22 protein-coding genes and 1 tRNA gene are annotated in these 19,107 nt (G+C 42.0%); 13 read left to right on the top strand and 10 right to left on the bottom strand.

Annotated elements, in window-relative coordinates:
* The first annotated feature begins 291 nt into the window (after positions 1 to 291).
* The 4 genes from RCZ04_RS11555 (at position 292) to RCZ04_RS11540 (ending at position 2,681) form a co-directional block, all read left to right on the top strand.
* Positions 292 to 720 (top strand): 2TM domain-containing protein, encoded by a 429-nt coding sequence (locus tag RCZ04_RS11555; protein ID WP_460486194.1) that lies wholly within the window; start codon positions 292 to 294, stop codon positions 718 to 720.
* Between the two features lie 149 nt (positions 721 to 869).
* The gene (locus tag RCZ04_RS11550; protein WP_460486193.1) at positions 870 to 1,364 is read left to right on the top strand and encodes a dihydrofolate reductase; all 495 of its coding nucleotides are present in this window, start codon (positions 870 to 872) and stop codon (positions 1,362 to 1,364) included.
* Between the two features lie 110 nt (positions 1,365 to 1,474).
* Positions 1,475 to 2,041, top strand: a complete 567-nt coding sequence (locus RCZ04_RS11545; protein WP_460486192.1) for a lysophospholipid acyltransferase family protein — start codon at positions 1,475 to 1,477, stop codon at positions 2,039 to 2,041.
* 1 nt (position 2,042) lies between these two features.
* On the top strand, positions 2,043 to 2,681 hold the full coding sequence (locus tag RCZ04_RS11540; protein WP_460486191.1) for a Rossmann-fold NAD(P)-binding domain-containing protein: 639 nt from the start codon (positions 2,043 to 2,045) through the stop codon (positions 2,679 to 2,681).
* Between the two features lie 37 nt (positions 2,682 to 2,718).
* Here RCZ04_RS11540 and obgE read toward each other — a convergent pair whose 3' ends face one another.
* From obgE to menA, 7 genes are all read right to left on the bottom strand, one after another.
* Positions 2,719 to 3,717, bottom strand: coding sequence for an Obg family GTPase (gene obgE / locus RCZ04_RS11535; protein WP_460486190.1), 999 nt, complete (start codon positions 3,715 to 3,717; stop codon positions 2,719 to 2,721).
* 6 nt (positions 3,718 to 3,723) lie between these two features.
* On the bottom strand, positions 3,724 to 4,848 hold the full coding sequence (locus RCZ04_RS11530) for an adenylate kinase (protein WP_460486189.1): 1,125 nt from the start codon (positions 4,846 to 4,848) through the stop codon (positions 3,724 to 3,726).
* A gap of 29 nt (positions 4,849 to 4,877) precedes the next feature.
* A complete protein-coding gene (locus tag RCZ04_RS11525) occupies positions 4,878 to 5,195 on the bottom strand; it encodes a type II toxin-antitoxin system RelE/ParE family toxin (RefSeq protein WP_460486188.1) in 318 nt (105 codons plus the stop codon).
* Positions 5,179 to 5,418, bottom strand: coding sequence for an addiction module protein (locus RCZ04_RS11520; RefSeq protein ID WP_460486186.1), 240 nt, complete (start codon positions 5,416 to 5,418; stop codon positions 5,179 to 5,181). Before RCZ04_RS11520 ends, RCZ04_RS11525 begins: the two co-directional genes overlap by 17 nt.
* Positions 5,419 to 5,487: 69 nt before the next feature.
* On the bottom strand, positions 5,488 to 6,342 hold the full coding sequence (locus tag RCZ04_RS11515; RefSeq protein ID WP_460486185.1) for a ChaN family lipoprotein: 855 nt from the start codon (positions 6,340 to 6,342) through the stop codon (positions 5,488 to 5,490).
* A 4-nt stretch (positions 6,343 to 6,346) separates the two neighbouring features.
* The gene (locus RCZ04_RS11510; RefSeq protein WP_460486184.1) at positions 6,347 to 7,030 is read right to left on the bottom strand and encodes an MBL fold metallo-hydrolase; all 684 of its coding nucleotides are present in this window, start codon (positions 7,028 to 7,030) and stop codon (positions 6,347 to 6,349) included.
* Positions 7,031 to 7,129: 99 nt separating this feature from the next.
* Positions 7,130 to 8,044, bottom strand: a complete 915-nt coding sequence (gene menA, locus RCZ04_RS11505) for a prenyltransferase (RefSeq protein ID WP_460486183.1) — start codon at positions 8,042 to 8,044, stop codon at positions 7,130 to 7,132.
* Positions 8,045 to 8,528: 484 nt separating this feature from the next.
* Between menA and RCZ04_RS11500 the strand changes: the two genes are divergently transcribed.
* Positions 8,529 to 8,993 carry a hypothetical protein gene (locus RCZ04_RS11500; RefSeq protein WP_460486182.1) on the top strand — a complete coding sequence of 155 codons (465 nt, stop codon included), beginning with the start codon at positions 8,529 to 8,531 and terminating at the stop codon, positions 8,991 to 8,993.
* Between the two features lie 114 nt (positions 8,994 to 9,107).
* On the opposite strand, the gene RCZ04_RS11495 is transcribed toward RCZ04_RS11500, so the two are convergent.
* Positions 9,108 to 10,904 (bottom strand): chloride channel protein, encoded by a 1,797-nt coding sequence (locus RCZ04_RS11495; RefSeq protein ID WP_460486181.1) that lies wholly within the window; start codon positions 10,902 to 10,904, stop codon positions 9,108 to 9,110.
* 504 nt (positions 10,905 to 11,408) lie between these two features.
* Between RCZ04_RS11495 and accD the strand changes: the two genes are divergently transcribed.
* The 8 genes from accD to cls all read left to right on the top strand — a co-directional run bounded on the left by accD (position 11,409) and on the right by cls (position 18,537).
* Positions 11,409 to 12,263 (top strand): acetyl-CoA carboxylase carboxyltransferase subunit beta, encoded by an 855-nt coding sequence (gene accD / locus RCZ04_RS11490; RefSeq protein ID WP_460486180.1) that lies wholly within the window; start codon positions 11,409 to 11,411, stop codon positions 12,261 to 12,263.
* Position 12,264: 1 nt separating this feature from the next.
* The gene (locus RCZ04_RS11485; RefSeq protein WP_460486179.1) at positions 12,265 to 13,308 is read left to right on the top strand and encodes a diphosphomevalonate decarboxylase; all 1,044 of its coding nucleotides are present in this window, start codon (positions 12,265 to 12,267) and stop codon (positions 13,306 to 13,308) included.
* Entirely contained in the window at positions 13,305 to 14,105 is an 801-nt protein-coding gene (locus RCZ04_RS11480) for an SDR family oxidoreductase (RefSeq protein ID WP_460486178.1), read from the top strand. The genes RCZ04_RS11485 and RCZ04_RS11480 overlap by 4 nt, the downstream gene beginning before the upstream one ends.
* Positions 14,102 to 14,761, top strand: coding sequence for a transaldolase family protein (gene fsa, locus RCZ04_RS11475; protein ID WP_460486177.1), 660 nt, complete (start codon positions 14,102 to 14,104; stop codon positions 14,759 to 14,761). Before RCZ04_RS11480 ends, fsa begins: the two co-directional genes overlap by 4 nt.
* Before the next feature lie 149 nt (positions 14,762 to 14,910).
* Positions 14,911 to 15,342, top strand: coding sequence for a hypothetical protein (locus tag RCZ04_RS11470; RefSeq protein ID WP_460486176.1), 432 nt, complete (start codon positions 14,911 to 14,913; stop codon positions 15,340 to 15,342).
* Positions 15,343 to 15,482: 140 nt separating this feature from the next.
* Positions 15,483 to 16,313: a 1,4-dihydroxy-2-naphthoyl-CoA synthase gene (locus RCZ04_RS11465; protein ID WP_460486175.1), complete on the top strand. Its 831-nt coding sequence runs from the start codon at positions 15,483 to 15,485 to the stop codon at positions 16,311 to 16,313.
* On the top strand, positions 16,301 to 17,089 hold the full coding sequence (locus tag RCZ04_RS11460; protein ID WP_460486174.1) for a (Fe-S)-binding protein: 789 nt from the start codon (positions 16,301 to 16,303) through the stop codon (positions 17,087 to 17,089). Before RCZ04_RS11465 ends, RCZ04_RS11460 begins: the two co-directional genes overlap by 13 nt.
* Entirely contained in the window at positions 17,086 to 18,537 is a 1,452-nt protein-coding gene (gene cls, locus RCZ04_RS11455; RefSeq protein WP_460486173.1) for a phospholipase D-like domain-containing protein, read from the top strand. The genes RCZ04_RS11460 and cls overlap by 4 nt, the downstream gene beginning before the upstream one ends.
* A gap of 33 nt (positions 18,538 to 18,570) precedes the next feature.
* Here cls and RCZ04_RS11450 read toward each other — a convergent pair.
* A tRNA-Gln gene (locus RCZ04_RS11450) sits at positions 18,571 to 18,641 on the bottom strand.
* Between the two features lie 224 nt (positions 18,642 to 18,865).
* A partial coding sequence (locus RCZ04_RS11445; RefSeq protein ID WP_460486172.1) for a CCDC90 family protein occupies positions 18,866 to 19,107 on the bottom strand: 242 nt, incomplete at its 5' end.

Below are 19,107 nucleotides of genomic sequence, written 5' to 3'. Positions count from 1 at the left end.
AAGAGAAGAGGTAATAGGCATTAGGCCATAGGCATTAGGCCATAGGCAATAGGGGGGAGAGGTGATAGAAAGATGAAGAAAATCTTTTTCCTAATACATATACTCAGCTGTGTCAGCTTGCCGATTATCCTCGCTGAGAGAGAACTTTAGCGCCGTAAAAATGGTTTGAGCCACAAGGACAAGAGAATTAGTAGATTGGCAAAATGAATTGTGTTTGATGTAAAGGTAGCTGATGAATGTTTGGCTAATTGACAAATTATTTATATTTTTGCATTCTAAAATATTAAAAAAATGGCAGACACTCAACTTACTCCTGAACAATACGAGCTTTTCAAGAATGCTGAAAAGCGTCTCAAACAAAAGCGATTGTTATACCTTCATTTCTTTGCTTTTGTGTTGGGTAGTATCTTTTTTATTGTTGCCAATAAGGTATTAGACTACGGAGCGACCTACAATTGGTATTTGTGGGTGATACTCTTGTGGTTTTTCATCTGGCTGTGGCACGCATTGGACGTGTTTGTGTTCCATCGTTTCTTAGGGAAGGATTGGCAAGAAAAGCAACGTGAACAGCTGATAGCAGCACAGCAGAAGAAACTCATCAAAATGGAAGCTGCGGTAGAAAAAGAGTTTGCAATGCAGAAGGAGCAAGCACAACGGGAATTGGCAGCTGAACAGGCTGAGAAAGACAATGCTGAGAATGCTCATTCTATTAACTCTTAAAAAGAATCAAATCTGGTATGCTAAATGCTTTAAAAACATCCCCCCTAATACACATACTCAGCTACGCTAGCTCGATGACTACCTTCAAAGGGGGAGTGTAGCGATGCAAAAGCGACTTCATACTGTTCACTTTTCATTATTCACTAAATATGATTACTCTTATAGCCGCCGTTGATGAGCACAACGCTATTGGCAAAGGCGACCAACTATTATGGCATTTGCCTGAAGATTTTAAGCATTTTAAACGCCTTACGACGGGGCACTGCATCATTATGGGACGAAAGACGTTTGAGACTTTCCCTAAGCCCCTGCCTAACCGTACACATATTGTGATTACGCGTCAGGAGGATTATGCCAAAGAGGGGGTGATAGTGGTTTCTTCAGTTGAAGAGGCGATAGAAAAGGCTTTGACAATAGACCCTAACCCTTACGTGATAGGCGGTGGAGAAATTTATGCGCAAGCGCTCCCCTTAGCCGATGTAATAGAACTCACACGCGTTCACCACACTTTCCGTGAAGCTGATGTGTTCTTTCCGGAGTTTAGTAGTGAAGAATGGGATTTAGTAGCGTCTCAGCATTATGAGAAAGACGAGCGACACGCTTACGATTTTACTTTTGAAAGATACGTCGTAGCACGGTCGTAGGTCGTGGCACGGTCGTAGCACGACAGGCTATTTTGTAGCGGTGGTTGTAGAATGACTGGTAATGGAATAAAAAATATTGCACGTAGAAGCGAGTTATAAATAAAATAAAGATGAAAAAATGGATTGGCTCCTTTGCTTTATGGCTAATGGGGTGGAAAATAGAACTACAAGGTGATTTGAAAACCCTGAACCGCTGTGTGCTGGTGGTAGCGCCACACACTACTAATTGGGAGTTTGTTTTAGGGATTTTGGCTTACTGGAAGATGGAAAAACCTATCAAACTCATCATAAAAGATGCGCATACCAAAGCGTGGTACGGTTGGTTAGTGCGGAAGTTAGGAGGGATTGGCATCGACCGTTCCCAGCGCAATCACTTGATAGAATTTGTTACTGAACTCTATAAGAAAGAAGACTTTAGCTTGGTAGTAACCCCTGAGGGCACGCGTTCTAAAGTGAACAAGTGGCGTATGGGGTTTTATCATATGGCTCTTTCTGCCCAAGTGCCTATAGTGTTAGGTGCAGGTGATTTTAAGAAGAAAATGATATACATCGGGAAGACCATTAGCTTAGAAGACTTGCAAACGCTTTCGCAAGAGCAGATAATGGCGGAAATACAGAATTTTTATAAGGATATTACTCCTAAATACCCCGAACAGTGGAACCCTAAGATTTATTGATATGAGAGCACTTATTATAGGCGCCAGCGGTGCCACCGGCAGAGAACTTCTCACGTTACTATTAGCTGATGAAACAATTAGTGAAGTGCACAGCTTTACAAGAAAGTCTTCACAAATGGCACACCCTAAACTCCATACTCACATAGTAGATTTTGAGCACCCTGAGCAATGGAAGGAATTACTACAAGGGGAGGTGGCGTTTTCGTGTTTAGGCACTACTCTTGCCCAAGCGGGGAGTAAAGAAGCTCAATGGCGTGTGGATTACGACTATCAATACAATTTTGCCAAGGGCTGTAAGGCAAACGGGGTGCCTACCTTTGTATTAGTCTCGGCAGCAGGAGCAAAGGCTACATCAAGCGTGTTTTATAATAAAATGAAAGGACAATTGGAGGACGCTATTAAGAGCCTTGATTTCACAAGGCTTATCATTTTTCAGCCCTCAGTACTCATACGCCCCCAATCTGACCGTAGAGGAGAAAATATGGGGGTAAAAGTAATTAGTTTTTTCAATAAAATAGGTCTTTTTAGAAGATATAAGCCTATGCCTACTACTATTTTGGCAGAGAAGATACTCAAAAGTACGAAGATACTTCCTAAGGGCATACATACTTTTGCTTTAAGTGATATCTTTGGGATTTAATAAATAAGAAAGAGCCAGCTTGTTGCTGGCTCTTTTGTTATTGTATCATTGTCCACAGTTTATCTTTCAGTTGCTGGATGCCTTTGCCGGATACTGAAGAGATGAACAAAAATGGTATACCATCTAAGGCTTCTCCAATCTCTTCGCGTATGGCTCCGGTGAGTTCCTCGTCGAGCATATCAGCTTTGGAGATCGCAATGAGGCGGTCTTTGTCTAATAGCTCGGGGTTGTATTGGGAGAGTTCGTTAAGCAAGATGCGGTATTCATTCACTATATCAGGGCTATCAGCGGGAATGAGGAATAGCAATACTGAATTGCGTTCAATGTGACGCAAAAAGTAATGCCCGAGCCCTTTACCCTCGGCAGCGCCTTCTATAATCCCAGGAATATCGGCAACTACAAACGATTGGTAATCGCGGTTCTCTACAATTCCCAAATTAGGTTTGAGTGTAGTGAAAGGATAATCGCCTATTTTGGGCTTGGCGGAAGTAATCACTGATAGGAGCGTGGATTTGCCTGCATTAGGGAAGCCTACAAAACCTACATCGGCAAGTACTTTGAGTTCAAGTAACAACTCGCGTTCTTCGCCAGGGAGTCCTGGTTGGGCATAACGAGGCGTTTGGTTAGTAGCTGTGCGGAAGTGCCAGTTGCCCAAACCGCCTTTGCCACCGCGCAAAGCGATGACCTCTTGACCGTCTTCGGTGATTTCAAAGAGTAGTTCATCAGTTTCAGCATCTTTAACGATAGTTCCTAAGGGCACTTCGAGTATAATATCTTTGCCGTTAGCACCAAAACTACGGTTAGCACCTCCTGCTTCTCCGTTTTCGGCGCGGAAGTGCTTTTGGAATTTGAAGTGAATGAGCGTCCATAGGTGCTTATTCCCCTTGAGGATAATATGCCCACCACGACCACCATCACCACCGTCAGGACCGCCTTTGGGCACAAACTTTTCACGGTGCAGATGCATAGAGCCTGCACCCCCGTTGCCAGAGGCTGCGTATATTTTAACGTAGTCGGTGAAATTGCCTTCGGTCATTAGGTATTATTCAGCTTTAATTTTGTCGATAGTGTCAGAAAGGCGGGTAGTAATCTCTTCGATAGTACCTATACCATTAATCGCGTGGTATTTGCCTTGCGTTTGATAAAAAGTGATAAGGGGAGCTGTCTTCTCGTTGTATTCGGTAAAGCGGTTGCGAATTTTCTCTTCGTCTTGGTCATCAGTGCGACCGCTCACTTTGCCACGCTCTACCAAACGTTTGATGAGTACCTCGTCATCAGCTTCTAAGGCAAGCGTACCGTGAATGCGCATTCCCTTACTTTCTAAGAAATTGTCAAGAGCTTCGGCTTGTGCAATAGTACGAGGGAAGCCGTCGAAGATAAAACCTTCAGCATTAGGGTTGTTTTCAACCTCTTCTTGTAGCATTTGTATGGTAACTTCATCGGGTACGAGGTCGCCTTTATCCATATAGGATTGGGCAAGCTTGCCCAGTTTGGTTTCGTTCTTGATATTATGACGAAAAATATCTCCTGTTGAGATGTGCACTAAGTTGTATTTGTCTTTCAAAAATGCGGCTTGGGTGCCTTTGCCAGCTCCTGGTTTGCCGAAAAGTACTAAATTTGTCATCGTTAATGAGGTGTTTAATTGATATACTTGGGGTAGGTTGCGCCCTACCTCATCGAAATCTAAGCCATAGCCCACGATAAAGCGGTTGGGTATTGGTTTGCCTACGTAGTCTATTTTGAGGTCTTTCTTGTAAGCATCGGGTTTGAAGAAAAGAGTAGCCACACGGAAAGATTTCACTTTCTTATCTTCAAAGATACGGTAAATCTCTTCTAAAGTGTTGCCTGTATCGATAATATCTTCCAGTATCACCACATCACGACCTTCTACTGAGTCGGTCAGACCGATGAGTTGTTTGATTTTACCCGTAGATTGGGTACCTTCGTACGAAGCCATTTTTACGAATGATATTTCGCATTCGCCTTTGTAGTGACGCAAGAAATCGGCGGCAAACATAAATGAGCCGTTTAGTACCGCAATAAATACGGGGCGTGATTCTTGTAGGTCTTGATACACCTCGCTTGCCATACGCTCAGCAATCTCATTGAGTTGTTCTGCCGATACGTAAGGCTCAAAGGTCTTATCGTGTATTTTAATTAGTTCCATTTGTTTATTTAGTTGTTAGTGTTTAAGGGTTAGAAATTGATTCTCTTAAGTACATTGACAGGGTTTTCTTTTTGATGAGAAAAAGAATAGATAGACACCATTCTCATTTCATCTTCAACAATGTAATAATATACTGCTATTTTATACTTTTTTGTGTACAATACTCTTATATCCCCATATCTTTTTGGACATATGAAAGGCATAAATTTAAGATACTCTAAACCTTTTTGAATGTCATCAAGGACTTTAACTCCTAAGCCTTCTTGTAACATATCATACCTTACAATAATACTTTTCAATTCTTTCTTAGCTTCCTCAGAAAGATATAAACTATATTCCAAGTTCATTTTTTATTTCTTTTATGGCTTTTTCATATGGAATTAATAACTCTGGGTGGTTTTTGTATTTTTTAATACGTTCGTCTAAAATCCTTTTGTGCGCTTCGGGAATCTCGTATTCATCTTCTTCCCCAAAAGCCCTTTCACGTAAAAAGCGATACTCTTCCACAGGAATGACCGCTAATATGTCATTCCCTTGAAAATCTTTGATGTATTGTACGGTTGAGTCCATAACAAACAATTTAATTGTGGTTTTAAACTGCAAAAATAATCATTTTTAGCAAATGCACAAAATCTATTCTTAAAAGGTCTTCGTCATATCTTCAGCTACTACTATTATAAAATCAGCTTGCCCGTATGCCTCTTTTGCTAATTTCGATAAGTCTCCTTGTTCTGTAATAGCAATAGTAGTGACCTTTAGTTCTGGTTTTGCTCGCTTCAAAAACCAGTAAATCCCTTCGTAAAAATCACTGTGGTAGGTACCGTTAAAATGCACAAAAACACTATTAGGCTTTACGTTCCTCACGATAGCATCTGCCATTGTGGCATCTTTTACCGCTTGAGCATTCACAATATTCACATTCCCTTTGTGATTGGGTAGCGATTCTGTCATCTTTTTATACTGTGGCAAGTTCTCATCAAACACAAGAGGGAGTGGGGCTATCCATCGCTTCTCGGCTTGTGGTAAGGTGTCCAATGCTTGCAATCCCTTCTTGTTCACCAATCTCGCATATTTCCTCGGCACATTCGTAGCGATAAAAGGCAACCGGTGTTCCTTTGCAAAATCCACCAAAGGCTTATAGTCGGTCTTGTAATTCGTCCATAATCGTGCCAAAGTATCCAACACCTCTTCCGTAACACTCCCACTGAGGTATTGGTTTAGCGCCTCTTGGTCGTTGCGCTCTAACATCTCAGCCCCTAATATCAAGTTAGTTTTAGTCTCCAATTCTTTTACTAATGCCAACTCCAACCAGTGTGCAATAGGGTTATCGTGAAACTCTCCAAAAAGCACCACATCGCTCTCTTTGGCTTTTTTCACTACCTTCTCAAAACTGACTTTCTTCCCGTTCTTATCAAATAACTGATACGCCTTCTTGTGTTGTGCACTCAAAGACAATGTAAAGAACAATACAATAATAAACGTTATTTTTCTCATATCATTATATCAAAATAGATTGTCCTATTTCTGGTAATATTAGCTCTTTGCCTTTAGCCTTAAAACTTCTCTTCGCTAAGTCTTTATCATCTAACCTAATAAAGTTAAAAGTGTCGTAATGATACCCCAACACTTTATTACACTTCACAAAGTCCGAAGCCATAATCGCATCTTCAACGTCCATAGTGAAGTTACCTCCAATAGGCAATATCGCTAAATCTATTTTATATCGCACAGGTATCAGTTGCATATCAAAATGCAAAGCCGTAGCCCCCGATATGTATATCGTCTTCTCTAAAGTCTTAATCACAAACCCACAGGCGCACCCACCAGCAGTACCGTTCTCAAAAGTAGAAGAATGCAATGCCGGTACCATTTTCAATAACCCAAACGGAAAATTATACAAACCTCCCAAGTCCATAGGGTGCGAATTTTCTATCCCCAAATTGAAGAAGTAATTAGAGATTTCAAAGTTCGAAATAATTTGCGCTTTCGTGCGCTTAGCTATCTTCTCCACATCTGATATATGGTCTTGCTGTGCCGAAGTTATCAAAATATAATCCGCAGGAATCGTATTGATATCAATATGGCTCGCCAAAGGATTATTAGCAATAAACGGGTCTATAAGCAAATGCGTGTCGCCTATATTGATGCTCACACACGAGTGCCCGTAGTAAGTTACTTCCATAGTTATTATGTTTTTTAGTGTATTTAATTTCTTCTAAAATAATGCCAAGTACAATATTCCTTCGTGTATGATTACACTACCTCTTCCGTCAAACTCCCCTTAAAGTAAACGTATCAAAATCCCTACAAAAAAGAGTACCGAAAGCAAAAAAGTGTTTAGAGCTACTATTTTCAGCTCTTTGTCCAACAGCCTAAGCTCCGTATTTCGCTTTACAGTCAGCAAATGTCCTATCAAAGGCAGAAAAGCAATGAGGTACAAAAGCTCCCAGCGCATTTGTAAACGCATTACCGAAAAGCCCAACATCGCAACCATCGCCAATACTACCAAGTAATAATGATAATATTTAGCCAGCGGAATCCCCATTTTCACTACCAATGTATGCTTGCCCGAACGCTTGTCGTTCTCATAATCACGCATATTGTTTAGGTTCAGTACCGCAACACTCAGCAAACCAATAGCAATAGCAGGCAACCATATCACCTTGTTGAGACTCTCTGTATACAAGAAATAACTGCCTACTACACTCACCAACCCAAAGAACACAAACACAAATAAGTCGCCCAAACCGCGATATCCGTAAGCCGACCTACCAACAGTGTACTTGATAGCCGCCACCACACACAGCACTCCTAAAACAAAAAATACCGAGATATACAACAGATTTTCACTCCCAAAAGCCGTGTAGATGAGCACTATAGCCGAGAGCAACGACAGCAAAGCCGTGATAAGCACAACCCTTTTCATCTGTTGGCGCGTAATCTTCCCGCTCTGTAAAGCGCGTTGCGGACCCACCCGATGCTCATTGTCCGTGCCCTTCACTCCATCGCCGTAATCATTGGCAAAGTTCGAAAGCACCTGAAACAAGATAGTAGTCAGTAACGCCCACCCAAAAATCTCCCACCTAAAAGCATACGGGTCTTCGCGAAATGCCAAAGCACTCCCCGTGATAATCCCCGCAACCGATAAGGGCAAAGTGCGCAACCTCGCAGCTTTCAAAAGAGTTATTACATCCATAGAACCTGCAAAATTACAAATACTAATGACAAATACAACAATATATATGAATAATTATTTTTGCTCTATACTTTCCTGTAGAAAAGATTTTAATACCTTTGCCCCAATTTTCAAAGCCAATAGATTTTGCCGAAAAAGATATTTATTCCAATATAGATAGAATATTTAGTGCATTTTTCTATAAAATACCCCTTGTTATAAAAAAGCATAGATATAGCAATCGTATAAGATTCGTCCAAGATTCGTATAAGGTTCGTATAAGATACCTATAACAAGAACTTTTTTCTGATGCATTATTAAATATATGAATCAAGAGTTGAAAAATAATGATATTTGATTTACAGTACATTATCGCTTTTGAGTCAGATCTCCCTCCTTGAGGGTAGTCAGCGAGCTGGCGCAGCTGAGTATGTGTATTAGGGGGGATGTTTATAATCAGTAAGTTAATTTAACCCTTGATTCGCATTATTAAAAGAAGATAACTATGGATTTCTTAAAAAAACAACCCTTTGTCCTACAAGCGCTCTTGCTGAGCGTAGCTCTTTTTATAGGAGCGATGGGCGTTTTCGCTGTACAATTCGTCTTAGAACAACGCAGTGATAGCCTTTTTGGCGAAGACAGTCCGTTTACTTATAGTTGTATCGGGTCTATCACTTTTTTCGTTATATTACTTGCCGTAAACAAACTAAGGGGCGAGAAGTTTAAATTTTATGCCCTTTTCTATTTCCTGTGGATAAGTGCGCTCTACTTCGTATGCCTTTATTACAGTTATGGAAGCGACTGGGCTGAGCACATCATCACTTATACTATTTTGTTTGTATTAATCGTTGTAGCAGGAGCTCCCCATAACATCATTTTCCTTACAATGAGCTTTCTCTTGCTGTATCTATATAACAACCTTGTTAATAGCAATAATAATACAAAGAAACCTAAAAACCCTTTCGCCTAAAACACATCCTAATACCTAACTCCAAAGATTCGCTGTCTTTATCTTCTACCTGCACGTGTGGCTCGCACTACCTGTGTGGCTCACACTGCCCGCGTAGCTCACACCTTTTAACTCCTACTGCGTAAAATAAATCAACTTTCTTCGGTAAATACTCAACAACTTCGATTTCGATACAAAACCCTCGTACTTACCGTCTTTCACCACTGGTAAATTCCACGCACCTGTGTGCTGAAATTTATCCATTACAGTGCTCATTTTGTCCTTGCCCCACTCTATAATCGCAGGGGGCTTCCGCATCATCTCAACAGCAGGAATCTTGTCGTAGTAGTCAGTTTCAAAAATCAAATGACGAATATCATCTAAGAGGATTACTCCCTGCAAAGTCCCATTCTCTCGGTCGAGTACGGGGTAAATATTGCGGTTAGAGTTGCGCACTACGTCGTACACCACTTCGCGCAGTCTCATATCAGTATACACAGGCGTAAAATTGTGCTCTACCACTTGGTCAAAATCCATCAAGGTAAGTATCGATTGGTCTTTGTTCTGCGAAACAAGCTCACCTTTCCTGCCTAATTCCATCGTGTAAACCGAATATTTATTAAAGTATTTAGCCACCGAAAACGATACCGCCGCAGTGAGCATCGCCGGCACTAATAGCGAATAGCCCCCTGTTACCTCCGCAATGAGAAAAACAGCCGTAAGCGGTGCGTGCAGTACCCCCGTCATCAAAGCGGTCATTCCCACCAAAGTAAAGTTAGATAAATCGGCTTTATAACCAAAAAAAGAAAACTCGTTGATGATGCGCGCCAAGCAGTTGCCCATCACTCCACCCATAAAGAGCATAGGCGAGAAAATCCCTCCTACCCCACCTGCCCCAAAGGTAAGCGAAGTAGCAAGCACCTTCGCAAAGGTGAGCCCTGCCAAAAGCAGAATAATCACCCACGTGTTCGATAAATCCCAACCAAAAATATTGCTGTCTAACGACAATTCAGGGTGACCCTCCTTTAAGTGGTTGATAATCTCGTGTCCCTCGCCGTACAAAGGAGGCATTATGTAGATAAGCAGTCCCAAAAGCGCACCACCCACCACTATTTTAAGCCAAGGCGAAGTAACTTTCTTAAAAACTGCATTGATTTTCTCATATACGTAGGTAAAGTAAGCCGACATTAGTCCCCCTACCACGCCTAAAAGTATATAAAACGGAATCCCTTGCAACGAAAAAGCACGCGTAATGGTCATCGGGATAAGCACCTCACTGCCAAAGAAGAAATAAGATGTAAACAACCCACAAAGTGATGCGATAAACAGCGGTATGAGCGACGAAAGCGTCAAATCTAAGCCAAAAACCTCAATAGCAAACAATATTGCCGCAATAGGCACTTTAAAAATGGCTGCCAAAGCCGCCGCACACGCACACGCCAAAAGCAACATCCGGTTCGATTGATTAATATGAAAAAACCTACAGATATTAGAGCTAATACCTGCCCCCGTTACTACCATAGGTCCCTCCAGTCCTACCGAGCCCCCAAAACCAATGGTAATAGGCGCCGTAAGGATACTCCCATACGCCTGAAAGCGCTTCATTATCCCCTTTTGGTGCGATACCGCATACAAAATTGATGGAATACCGTGGTTCACATCGTGCCGTATCACGTATTTTTTCACTAAATAAACAATAGCAAAACCCAACATCGGAAGGATAAAGTAAAAACCATAAGTAATCGTCTGTGCCAATTTGCCATCTAATACCCACTGAATAAAGTGCGTAAACGAGCGCATTGCCAAGGCAGCCAAGCCCGTAGCAATGCCTATTATCCCGCTGAGAATAAGGATAAAACGCCTATCCGAAATATGCTTAACACGCCATATCAAAAGGCGTTTAAGAAAATGTTGTTGGTGATGGGTCGTCATTATGCTTTTGTAAAAAACGGTGCAAAATTACAAAACAAATTTCAATACACCAATTATTCTTTACCTTACCTTCGCTTTAACTTCAGTTCATCTTCACTTTCCCCTCGTTCATTGTTCGTCTTTCCTTCGTCCATTGTTCGTCTTTCCTTCGTCCATTCTTCATCTTCTCATCATACGCCCGTGCGGCTCGCACCGTCTTTGCGTTGCTACAGTTCCCCCTTGGGAGGTAGTCTGCGAGAGCAGAGTATGTGAATAGGGGGAGGTTTCCTCCATCTTTCCTCCGTCTTTCCTTCGCTGTAGAGCCGATGTAGAGCCGATATAAATCCATTCATAACTTATTTAATGTTTATTTATCCCATAAGTTGCCTATAAATTTTGTATACCTCCCTCCTAAATCCATCTTTCATCACTAACCATTAACCATTCATCATTAACCATTAATTAAGCTTTTTTGTCATTTCAAAAAATCTTCGTACTTTTGCACTTTACTAAAACTAATTAATTATGTCTTGGTTTAAAAGAACAGCAAAAGGAATACAAACCTCAACCGAGGAAAAGAAAGATATCCCCAAGGGATTATGGTTTAAATCACCCAGTGGTAACATCGTGGAACAGGACGAGTTGGCTACCAACTTCTATGTGAGTCCCGATGACGGATATCACGTGCGCATAGGCAGCAAAGAGTATTTTCAGATATTGTTTGACAACAACGAATTTGAAGAACTCGATGCCAATATGACGTCTAAAGACCCTCTGAATTTCGTAGATACAAAGGCTTATACCCAACGCTTGGAAGAGGCAACTCAAAAAACGAATCTCAAAGATGCCGTGCGCACCGCTGTAGGCAACTCCAAAGGCAAACCTATCGTAATAGGTTGTATGGATTTCGCCTTTATTGGAGGCTCTATGGGTAGCGTAGTAGGCGAAAAGATTTGTCGTGCTATCGACTATGCTATTAAAAACAAACTCCCTTTTTTGATGATTTCAAAATCGGGCGGGGCACGAATGATGGAAGCCGCTTTATCGCTAATGCAAATGGCTAAAACTTCTATCAAACTCGCTCAGTTAGAAGAAGCTCGTTTGCCCTACATCTCTCTTTGTACCGACCCAACTACGGGGGGCATTAGCGCTTCCTTTGCAATGCTTGGCGACATCAATATCGCTGAACCTGGAGCGCTTATAGGCTTCGCAGGACCCCGTGTAGTGAAAGATACCACTGGTCAAGACCTCCCAGAAGACTTCCAAACCGCAGAGTTCTTGCTCGAACACGGCTTCTTGGATTTCATCGTAAACCGCAAAGAACTCAAAGATAAGGTAAATTTATATATCGACTTGGTAATGAACCGAGCGGTGAGGTAATATGATTTCATTCAAAGCGCCAAGTAACATAGCCCTTGTGAAGTACTGGGGCAAGAAAGGGGAGCAACTGCCTGCAAACCCCTCCATCAGCTTTACGCTATCACATTGTTATACCGAAACGTCTATTGAATACGAACGCAGAAGTGATACTTCTATGGCTTTAGGTGAACCTTTTTCGTTTGATTTTAGCTTTGAAGGAAAATCTAAACCTTCTTTTCACCCTAAAATCAACACTTTCTTTGAGCGCATTCTTCCCTTTTTGCCTTTTCTGAAAGATTATCATTTCACCATCAACTCTCATAATTCTTTCCCTCACAGCAGTGGGATAGCGTCATCAGCGAGTGCAATGGCAGCGCTTTCGGTATGCTTGATGCAAATTGCCAAAGAATTAGGCTTTGCTTCTGATTCTGAAGACGAGTTTTGGCAGAAAGCATCGTTTTTGGCGCGCTTAGGTTCAGGTAGTGCTTGCCGTAGTGTACAAGGTAGTATTGTAGTATGGGGGGAACACCCTGCAATCCCCAATAGTTCCGACGAGTATGGTATTCCCTACCCCCTACCCGTTCAAGAAGTTTTCCAAAATTATCAAGATACCATTTTACTGATAGACAGAGGGCAAAAACAGGTGAGTAGCACTGTAGGTCATAACCTAATGCACGGTCATCCCTTTGCCGAGGCACGTTTTGCCCAAGCTAATGAGAAGATCAATCATCTTGTTAGCTGTTTTGCTTCCGGTGACGTAGAGCGTTTTATAGAAGTAGTAGAAAGCGAAGCTCTTACCTTGCACGCAATGATGCAAACCAGTATTCCCTACTTTATCTTGATGCGCCCCAACACTTTAGAAGTGATTCAGCGCGTATGGCAATACCGTAAAGAAACAAATATACCGCTATGTTTTACCCTCGATGCAGGTGCCAACGTACATTTGCTATACCCTAAAACTTCTACAGTAGAGGTAAAATGGTTTATAGAGGAGGATTTAGCACAGTTCTGTGAAGGCAGACAATATATCCACGATGAAGTAACTACTAATCTCACTAAGCTATGAAACCAACAGTTCTCATCACTGGCGCTACCTCAGGTATAGGCAAAGAAACTGCCTTATTGCTCGCTCAAAAAGGATTCCTTGTGTACGGCACTGCCCGTAACGTGGAAGGTAAGAACCTACCCTTTCGCCTCCTCCCAATGGACGTGCGTCAAACCGATAGCATACAAGTGGCTGTGCAGCAAATGCTCAGCGAAGTAGGTCGTATCGACATACTTATCAACAACGCGGGGGTGGGTATCACAGGAGCTGTGGAAGAGCTACCTGCCGAAGAGTTGCACAATGTATTCGCTACCAATCTATACGGCGCTATAGAAGTCATCCAGCAAGTGCTACCAGCAATGCGCACTCAAGGTAGTGGCAAGATTATCAACATTGCTTCCATTGCCGGCTATATGGGCTTGCCTTTTCGCGGTGCTTATTCCGCCAGCAAAGGCGCACTCCTCTTAATGACCGAAGCCCTGCGTATGGAAGTGAAACAGTTTGGTATTGAGGTATGCTCCATTTCGCCAGGCGATTACGCCACCGATATTGCTTCACGCCGTTATCACGCCCCAGTGAATGACGATTCTCCTTATGCCAAAGTGTACCAAAAGCAACTCCAGCTGATGAACCAGCACGTAGATAGTGGTGGCGACCCTAAAGAAATGGCAGAAAAAATACTTAAAGTCATAGAGACCAAACACCCTAAAGTACATTATAAACAAGGCAGTTTCTTGCAGAAGTTCTCCATCGTCCTCAAACGACTCTTGCCGAGCAAACGCTACGAGAAAATGCTGATGAAACATTATCAATTATGAAATTTTTTATCGATACAGCGAACCTATCGCAAATTCAAGAAGCCCAAGACTTGGGCGTGCTTGACGGGGTAACCACTAACCCCTCACTGATGGCTAAAGAAGGCATCACAGGTAAAGAAGCCATCCTCAAACATTACACCGACATCTGCACCATTGTAGATGGTGACGTATCAGCCGAAGTAATCGCTACCGACTTTCAAGGTATTGTGCGCGAAGGCGAAGAACTCGCCGCCCTCCATCCACAAATCGTGGTAAAAGTACCGATGATTAAGGACGGTATCAAGGCAATTAAATACTTTACCGACAAAGGTATCCGCACCAACTGCACTCTTGTATTCTCGGCTGGGCAAGCACTCTTAGCAGCCAAAGCAGGAGCTACTTATGTATCGCCTTTCATAGGCAGACTTGACGACATCTCAGCCGATGGTCTTGCCCTTATTGAAGAAATACGCCTTATTTACGACAACTACAATTTCGAGACCCAAATACTTGCGGCTTCTGTGCGACATACGATGCACATCCTTGAATGTGCCAAAATAGGTGCCGATGTCATCACTGCACCCCTCAGCGCAATCTTAGGATTGTTAAAACACCCCCTTACCGACAGCGGTTTAGCACAATTCTTAGCCGATTACAATAAAGGAAATAAGAAATAGGAGATTATCATATTCTGAAACAGATTTATAGAAAAAACAGTGATTATTTTTGGTTTCTTGTTCTGTTAAAGAGTTAAACTTTTGTTAATTATTTGTTTATTTGGTGTTTATTATATAAGTTCGCACCCTAATCTTAAACAACTTATAATATGAAACAAGTACTTATAAACAATTTAATAGTTGTATCGCTTTACATTTTAGCAGGAACTATCCTTGATGGATACCATCCTTATATGCTACTTGTATTTCTGATACTATCTGCAATAGTTTCTTACTTTTTGTTCAGAACAAAAAGTAGAGAAGAAGTTCGCAAGGGGTTATTACTTATGCACGCTCCTTTTCTGTTAGTTTTAATGGTAGCTACTTTGTTTCTTAGCGATGTAAGGGTAGTACTTCCTTATTTGCTTTTTGTACCTGCTGTTGTATATTTGGTGTATTGCGCTATATTTTCAGAAAGAAAAGCTCTATTTTTTATAGGAATTATAGCCCTATCTGTTATTAGTGTATTCACCTACAACGAAATTTCGGGAACAAATGAAATATTTGAAAGCCATTTTTTAAGATTCATTACACAAAAATAAAATTAAGAAAAACCGATTTCCTTGGTTACATAGACAATAAAGAAAAGCTGCTAAGCACCCACGCTTAGCAGCTTTTTTATCAATTGACAATTGTCAATTGTCAATTATTTTGTAACTTTGCCCCCTAACACCTAACACCTATGAACTGGATAACCGTAAAAGAATACGAAGATATTACGTATAAAAAATGTGATGGCGTGGCGCGCATAGCATTCAATCGCCCTGAAGTGCGCAACGCTTTCCGCCCCAAAACTACTGCCGAACTGCTTGATGCCTTCAAAGATGCGTATGAAGATGTGCATATCGGGGCAGTACTGCTCTCAGCCGAAGGCCCTTCGCCTAAAGATGGCGTGTGGAGCTTTTGTAGTGGTGGCGACCAGAAAGCGCGCGGTCACCAAGGCTATGTGGGCGACGACGGTTACCACCGCCTGAATATCTTGGAGGTGCAACGCCTCATCCGCTTTATGCCTAAAGTGGTGATTGCGGTCGTGCCTGGTTGGGCAGTGGGTGGAGGACATTCCCTTCACGTAGTGTGCGACCTTACCCTCGCCAGCAAAGAACACGCTATTTTCAAACAAACCGATGCCGATGTTACCAGTTTCGACGCTGGATACGGGTCGGCGTATTTGGCTAAGATGGTGGGACAGAAAAAGGCGCGCGAAATCTTCTTCTTAGGTCGTAATTACTCAGCTCAAGAGGCTTTTGATATGGGAATGGTAAACGCTGTTGTGCCTCACGATGAGCTCGAACAAACGGCTTTTGAATGGGCACAAGAGATAATGGCTAAATCGCCTACTTCTATCAAGATGTTGAAATTCGCAATGAACCTCACCGATGATGGTATGGTAGGGCAACAGGTATTCGCTGGTGAAGCCACCCGCTTGGCGTATATGACCGATGAAGCTAAAGAAGGTCGCGATGCTTTCCTCGAAAAACGCAAACCCAACTTCGAAAAGAAATGGATTCCATAATATCCATCCCCACAATGGCAGAACTCGCGGCTCGTGGTGAGCGCCCTGAAGTACTCTTGTGGGTGGGCTGCGCAGGTAGTTTCGACGACCGTGCGAAACGCATCGTCAGAGCCTTTGCACACCTCTTGCAACAAGCAGGCGTGCGCTTTGCCGTGTTGGGCACCGAAGAAAGTTGTACCGGCGACCCTGCCAAACGTGCAGGTAACGAGTTTCTCTTCCAGATGCAAGCAATGATGAATATCGAAGTGCTCAACGGCTACGAAGTGACGAAAATCGTAACCGCTTGTCCACATTGCTTCAATACCCTTAAAAACGAATATCCTGCTTTGGGCGGACATTACGAAGTGCTTCATCATACTGAACTGCTCAAACAGCTCGTACAAGAAGGTAGGCTTACCATTCAGGACGGTGCTTTCAAAGGCAAGCGCATCGTCTTTCACGACCCTTGTTATTTGGGGCGCGCCAACAAGGTGTACAACGCCCCGCGTGATTTGTTGCAAAAGCTCGATGCTGATTTGGTAGAGATGAAAAGTTGCAAGGCACGAGCCTTGTGCTGTGGGGCAGGAGGCGCTCAGATGTTCAAAGAATCGGAAAAAGGTGACAAAGAAATCAACGTACTGCGCACCGAGCAAGCTCTTGAAACCAAACCCGATATCATCGCTACCGCCTGCCCATTTTGCCACACTATGATGACCGATGGCGTAAAAACCAAAGAAAAAGAGACACAAATTAAAGTGTATGATGTTGCAGAACTTCTGAATAATAGTAGTAAATGAAATTTCTCCTACTTTACGAAATACTTTATGTTTTGTTTATTATTGCGGTGTGTTTACGCATCGTGTGGGACACTCGTTCTGTGAGTAAAGCTTTAGCATACCTACTACTAGTCATCTTTGTACCTATACTGGGAGCTATTTTCTACTTCTCGTTTGGCATCAACTACCGTAGACATAAAATATACCACAAGAAACTAAGTGTAGACCAAGCTTTCCGTCATCGTTTGGAGCAGATTTATCCACGTATACAAGCTCATTTAAAATCACTTGACACCAGCACTACCGCTCCTTATGAAAAGAGTTTGCGTTTCCTCTCGAACATAGAAGATCGCCTTTCAATTATTCCTAATGAGGAGATAAAAGTAATATGTAATGGAGAAAACCTCTTTCCTGAACTGCTCAGTGCATTGCGTTCGGCAAAGCATCATATACACATAGAATATTACATTTACGAGAATGACCACATAGGTAATGCTATTAAAGATATTCTTATTGAGAAAGTACACGAAGGAGTGGAAGTGCGCTTTATTTACGACGACTTTGGCAGTCAGGGTATACGGAAGAACATTGCGCGTGAGTTGCGTGAAAATGGTGTTGCTGCTTTCCCTTTTTACAAAATCAACTTTGTGAAACTCGCCAACCGTATGAACTACCGCAACCACCGAAAAATAGTGGTGATAGACGGCTATACGGCTTTTGTGGGAGGTATTAACATCAGTGATAAGTACAACAACAACGAGCCTAACACGCTTTACTGGCGAGACACTCACCTAAAAGTGAGAGGCTATTCGGCTCACGTATTGCAGGCGGTATTTTTACAAGATTGGAATTTTTGCAGTGATGAAAACGTAGCCATTGATGCGCCTTATTTTCCGATAGGTATACAACCTTACCCTACCGACTATTTTACGCAAATTGTCTCCAGCGGGGCTGATTCTGACCTGCCGAATATACTCTACGCAACGGTGCAGCTTATCTACGCTGCCAAGCGTGAAATACTAATTACTACACCTTATTATATCCCTGATACATCGTTACAAGAGTCACTTATCATTACAGCACTAAGCGGAGTAGAAGTGAAATTGCTTGTACCTAAGGAAGGTGATTCAGTATTTGTGCATACCGCTAGCGAGTCGTTTTTTGAGGAGTTGCTTAGGGCAGGAGTGGAAATCTATCGTTATGAGAAAGGTTTTGTTCACGCCAAGACTTTTGTTATTGACAGTGAAGTAGCGTCGGTAGGGACAGCAAACCTTGATGCGCGCAGTTTCGACCTAAACTTTGAGGTGAATGCTCTTGTGTATAACGAAACAGTGGCAGGTGATTTACGGAGAATCTTCTATGAGGATTTAAAAGATGCAAGTTTATTGCGATTAGAAGACTGGGAGGGTCGTAGCAAGTTCAAGCAGATGATAGAGCGAATTGTGCGATTATTTTCGCCTTTCTTATAAAACAAAAAAAGCTTCCTATGAGGAAGCTTTTTGTTGGTCTACTAGGACTCGAACCTAGAATAACAGAACCAAAATCTGCTGTGTTACCATTACACCATAGACCAATCATCTTGCTTTTTTGCGGTGCAAAGGTACTGCTATTTTTGTAAACTGCAAATTTTTTGAATAGTTTTTTTATAAAAAATACACTTAGTTTGTATAAAGCAATTTATTATTAGATAGTTAAACTACAGGAATATTAAAGTATAGCTCTTGTATTCTCTTACTAAATCTCTATAAAAAAGCCTCATTGCTGTGCAATGAGGCTTTTTTATATGTTTTAGGATTATTATCTACTAAAGTAAAGTGTTAATATCAGGATTACTAATGAAGTAAAGAACCCTATGAGCCATTGTATAAAAATACGATTCATCTTAGCAAAGCCTTCTTTCATTTCATTTTGTAAATCTGCTCTTAGTGTTACAATCTCAGTGCGTAGCTCTGCAATATCTTGTTTGTATTCAGAGCGTAGCTCTGCTATCTCAGTATGCAACTCTGTAATATCTTGTTTGAGTTCTGAACGTAACTCGG

The sequence above is a fragment of the Capnocytophaga sp. HP1101 genome (genome assembly GCF_054772415.1).
Note: the sequence above shows the minus strand (reverse complement) of the source record. Positions and strands in the feature narration are given on the sequence as shown.

Excerpts from the sequence above, each read along its gene's own strand:
- menA (WP_460486183.1), bottom strand. The coding sequence starts at position 8,044 with ATGGATGTAATAACTCTTTTGAAAGCTGCGAGGTTGCGCACTTTGCCC.
- RCZ04_RS11555 (WP_460486194.1), top strand. The coding sequence starts at position 292 with ATGGCAGACACTCAACTTACTCCTGAACAATACGAGCTTTTCAAGAAT.
- RCZ04_RS11515 (WP_460486185.1), bottom strand. The coding sequence starts at position 6,342 with ATGAGAAAAATAACGTTTATTATTGTATTGTTCTTTACATTGTCTTTG.
- accD (WP_460486180.1), top strand. The coding sequence starts at position 11,409 with ATGTCTTGGTTTAAAAGAACAGCAAAAGGAATACAAACCTCAACCGAG.
- RCZ04_RS11530 (WP_460486189.1), bottom strand. The coding sequence starts at position 4,848 with ATGGAACTAATTAAAATACACGATAAGACCTTTGAGCCTTACGTATCG.
- fsa (WP_460486177.1), top strand. The coding sequence starts at position 14,102 with ATGAAATTTTTTATCGATACAGCGAACCTATCGCAAATTCAAGAAGCC.
- RCZ04_RS11525 (WP_460486188.1), bottom strand. The coding sequence starts at position 5,195 with ATGAACTTGGAATATAGTTTATATCTTTCTGAGGAAGCTAAGAAAGAA.
- RCZ04_RS11480 (WP_460486178.1), top strand. The coding sequence starts at position 13,305 with ATGAAACCAACAGTTCTCATCACTGGCGCTACCTCAGGTATAGGCAAA.
- RCZ04_RS11470 (WP_460486176.1), top strand. The coding sequence starts at position 14,911 with ATGAAACAAGTACTTATAAACAATTTAATAGTTGTATCGCTTTACATT.
- RCZ04_RS11485 (WP_460486179.1), top strand. The coding sequence starts at position 12,265 with ATGATTTCATTCAAAGCGCCAAGTAACATAGCCCTTGTGAAGTACTGG.
- RCZ04_RS11545 (WP_460486192.1), top strand. The coding sequence starts at position 1,475 with ATGAAAAAATGGATTGGCTCCTTTGCTTTATGGCTAATGGGGTGGAAA.
- RCZ04_RS11460 (WP_460486174.1), top strand. The coding sequence starts at position 16,301 with ATGGATTCCATAATATCCATCCCCACAATGGCAGAACTCGCGGCTCGT.
- RCZ04_RS11495 (WP_460486181.1), bottom strand. The coding sequence starts at position 10,904 with ATGACGACCCATCACCAACAACATTTTCTTAAACGCCTTTTGATATGG.
- RCZ04_RS11550 (WP_460486193.1), top strand. The coding sequence starts at position 870 with ATGATTACTCTTATAGCCGCCGTTGATGAGCACAACGCTATTGGCAAA.
- RCZ04_RS11500 (WP_460486182.1), top strand. The coding sequence starts at position 8,529 with ATGGATTTCTTAAAAAAACAACCCTTTGTCCTACAAGCGCTCTTGCTG.
- RCZ04_RS11465 (WP_460486175.1), top strand. The coding sequence starts at position 15,483 with ATGAACTGGATAACCGTAAAAGAATACGAAGATATTACGTATAAAAAA.
- RCZ04_RS11510 (WP_460486184.1), bottom strand. The coding sequence starts at position 7,030 with ATGGAAGTAACTTACTACGGGCACTCGTGTGTGAGCATCAATATAGGC.
- cls (WP_460486173.1), top strand. The coding sequence starts at position 17,086 with ATGAAATTTCTCCTACTTTACGAAATACTTTATGTTTTGTTTATTATT.
- RCZ04_RS11540 (WP_460486191.1), top strand. The coding sequence starts at position 2,043 with ATGAGAGCACTTATTATAGGCGCCAGCGGTGCCACCGGCAGAGAACTT.
- obgE (WP_460486190.1), bottom strand. The coding sequence starts at position 3,717 with ATGACCGAAGGCAATTTCACCGACTACGTTAAAATATACGCAGCCTCT.
- RCZ04_RS11520 (WP_460486186.1), bottom strand. The coding sequence starts at position 5,418 with ATGGACTCAACCGTACAATACATCAAAGATTTTCAAGGGAATGACATA.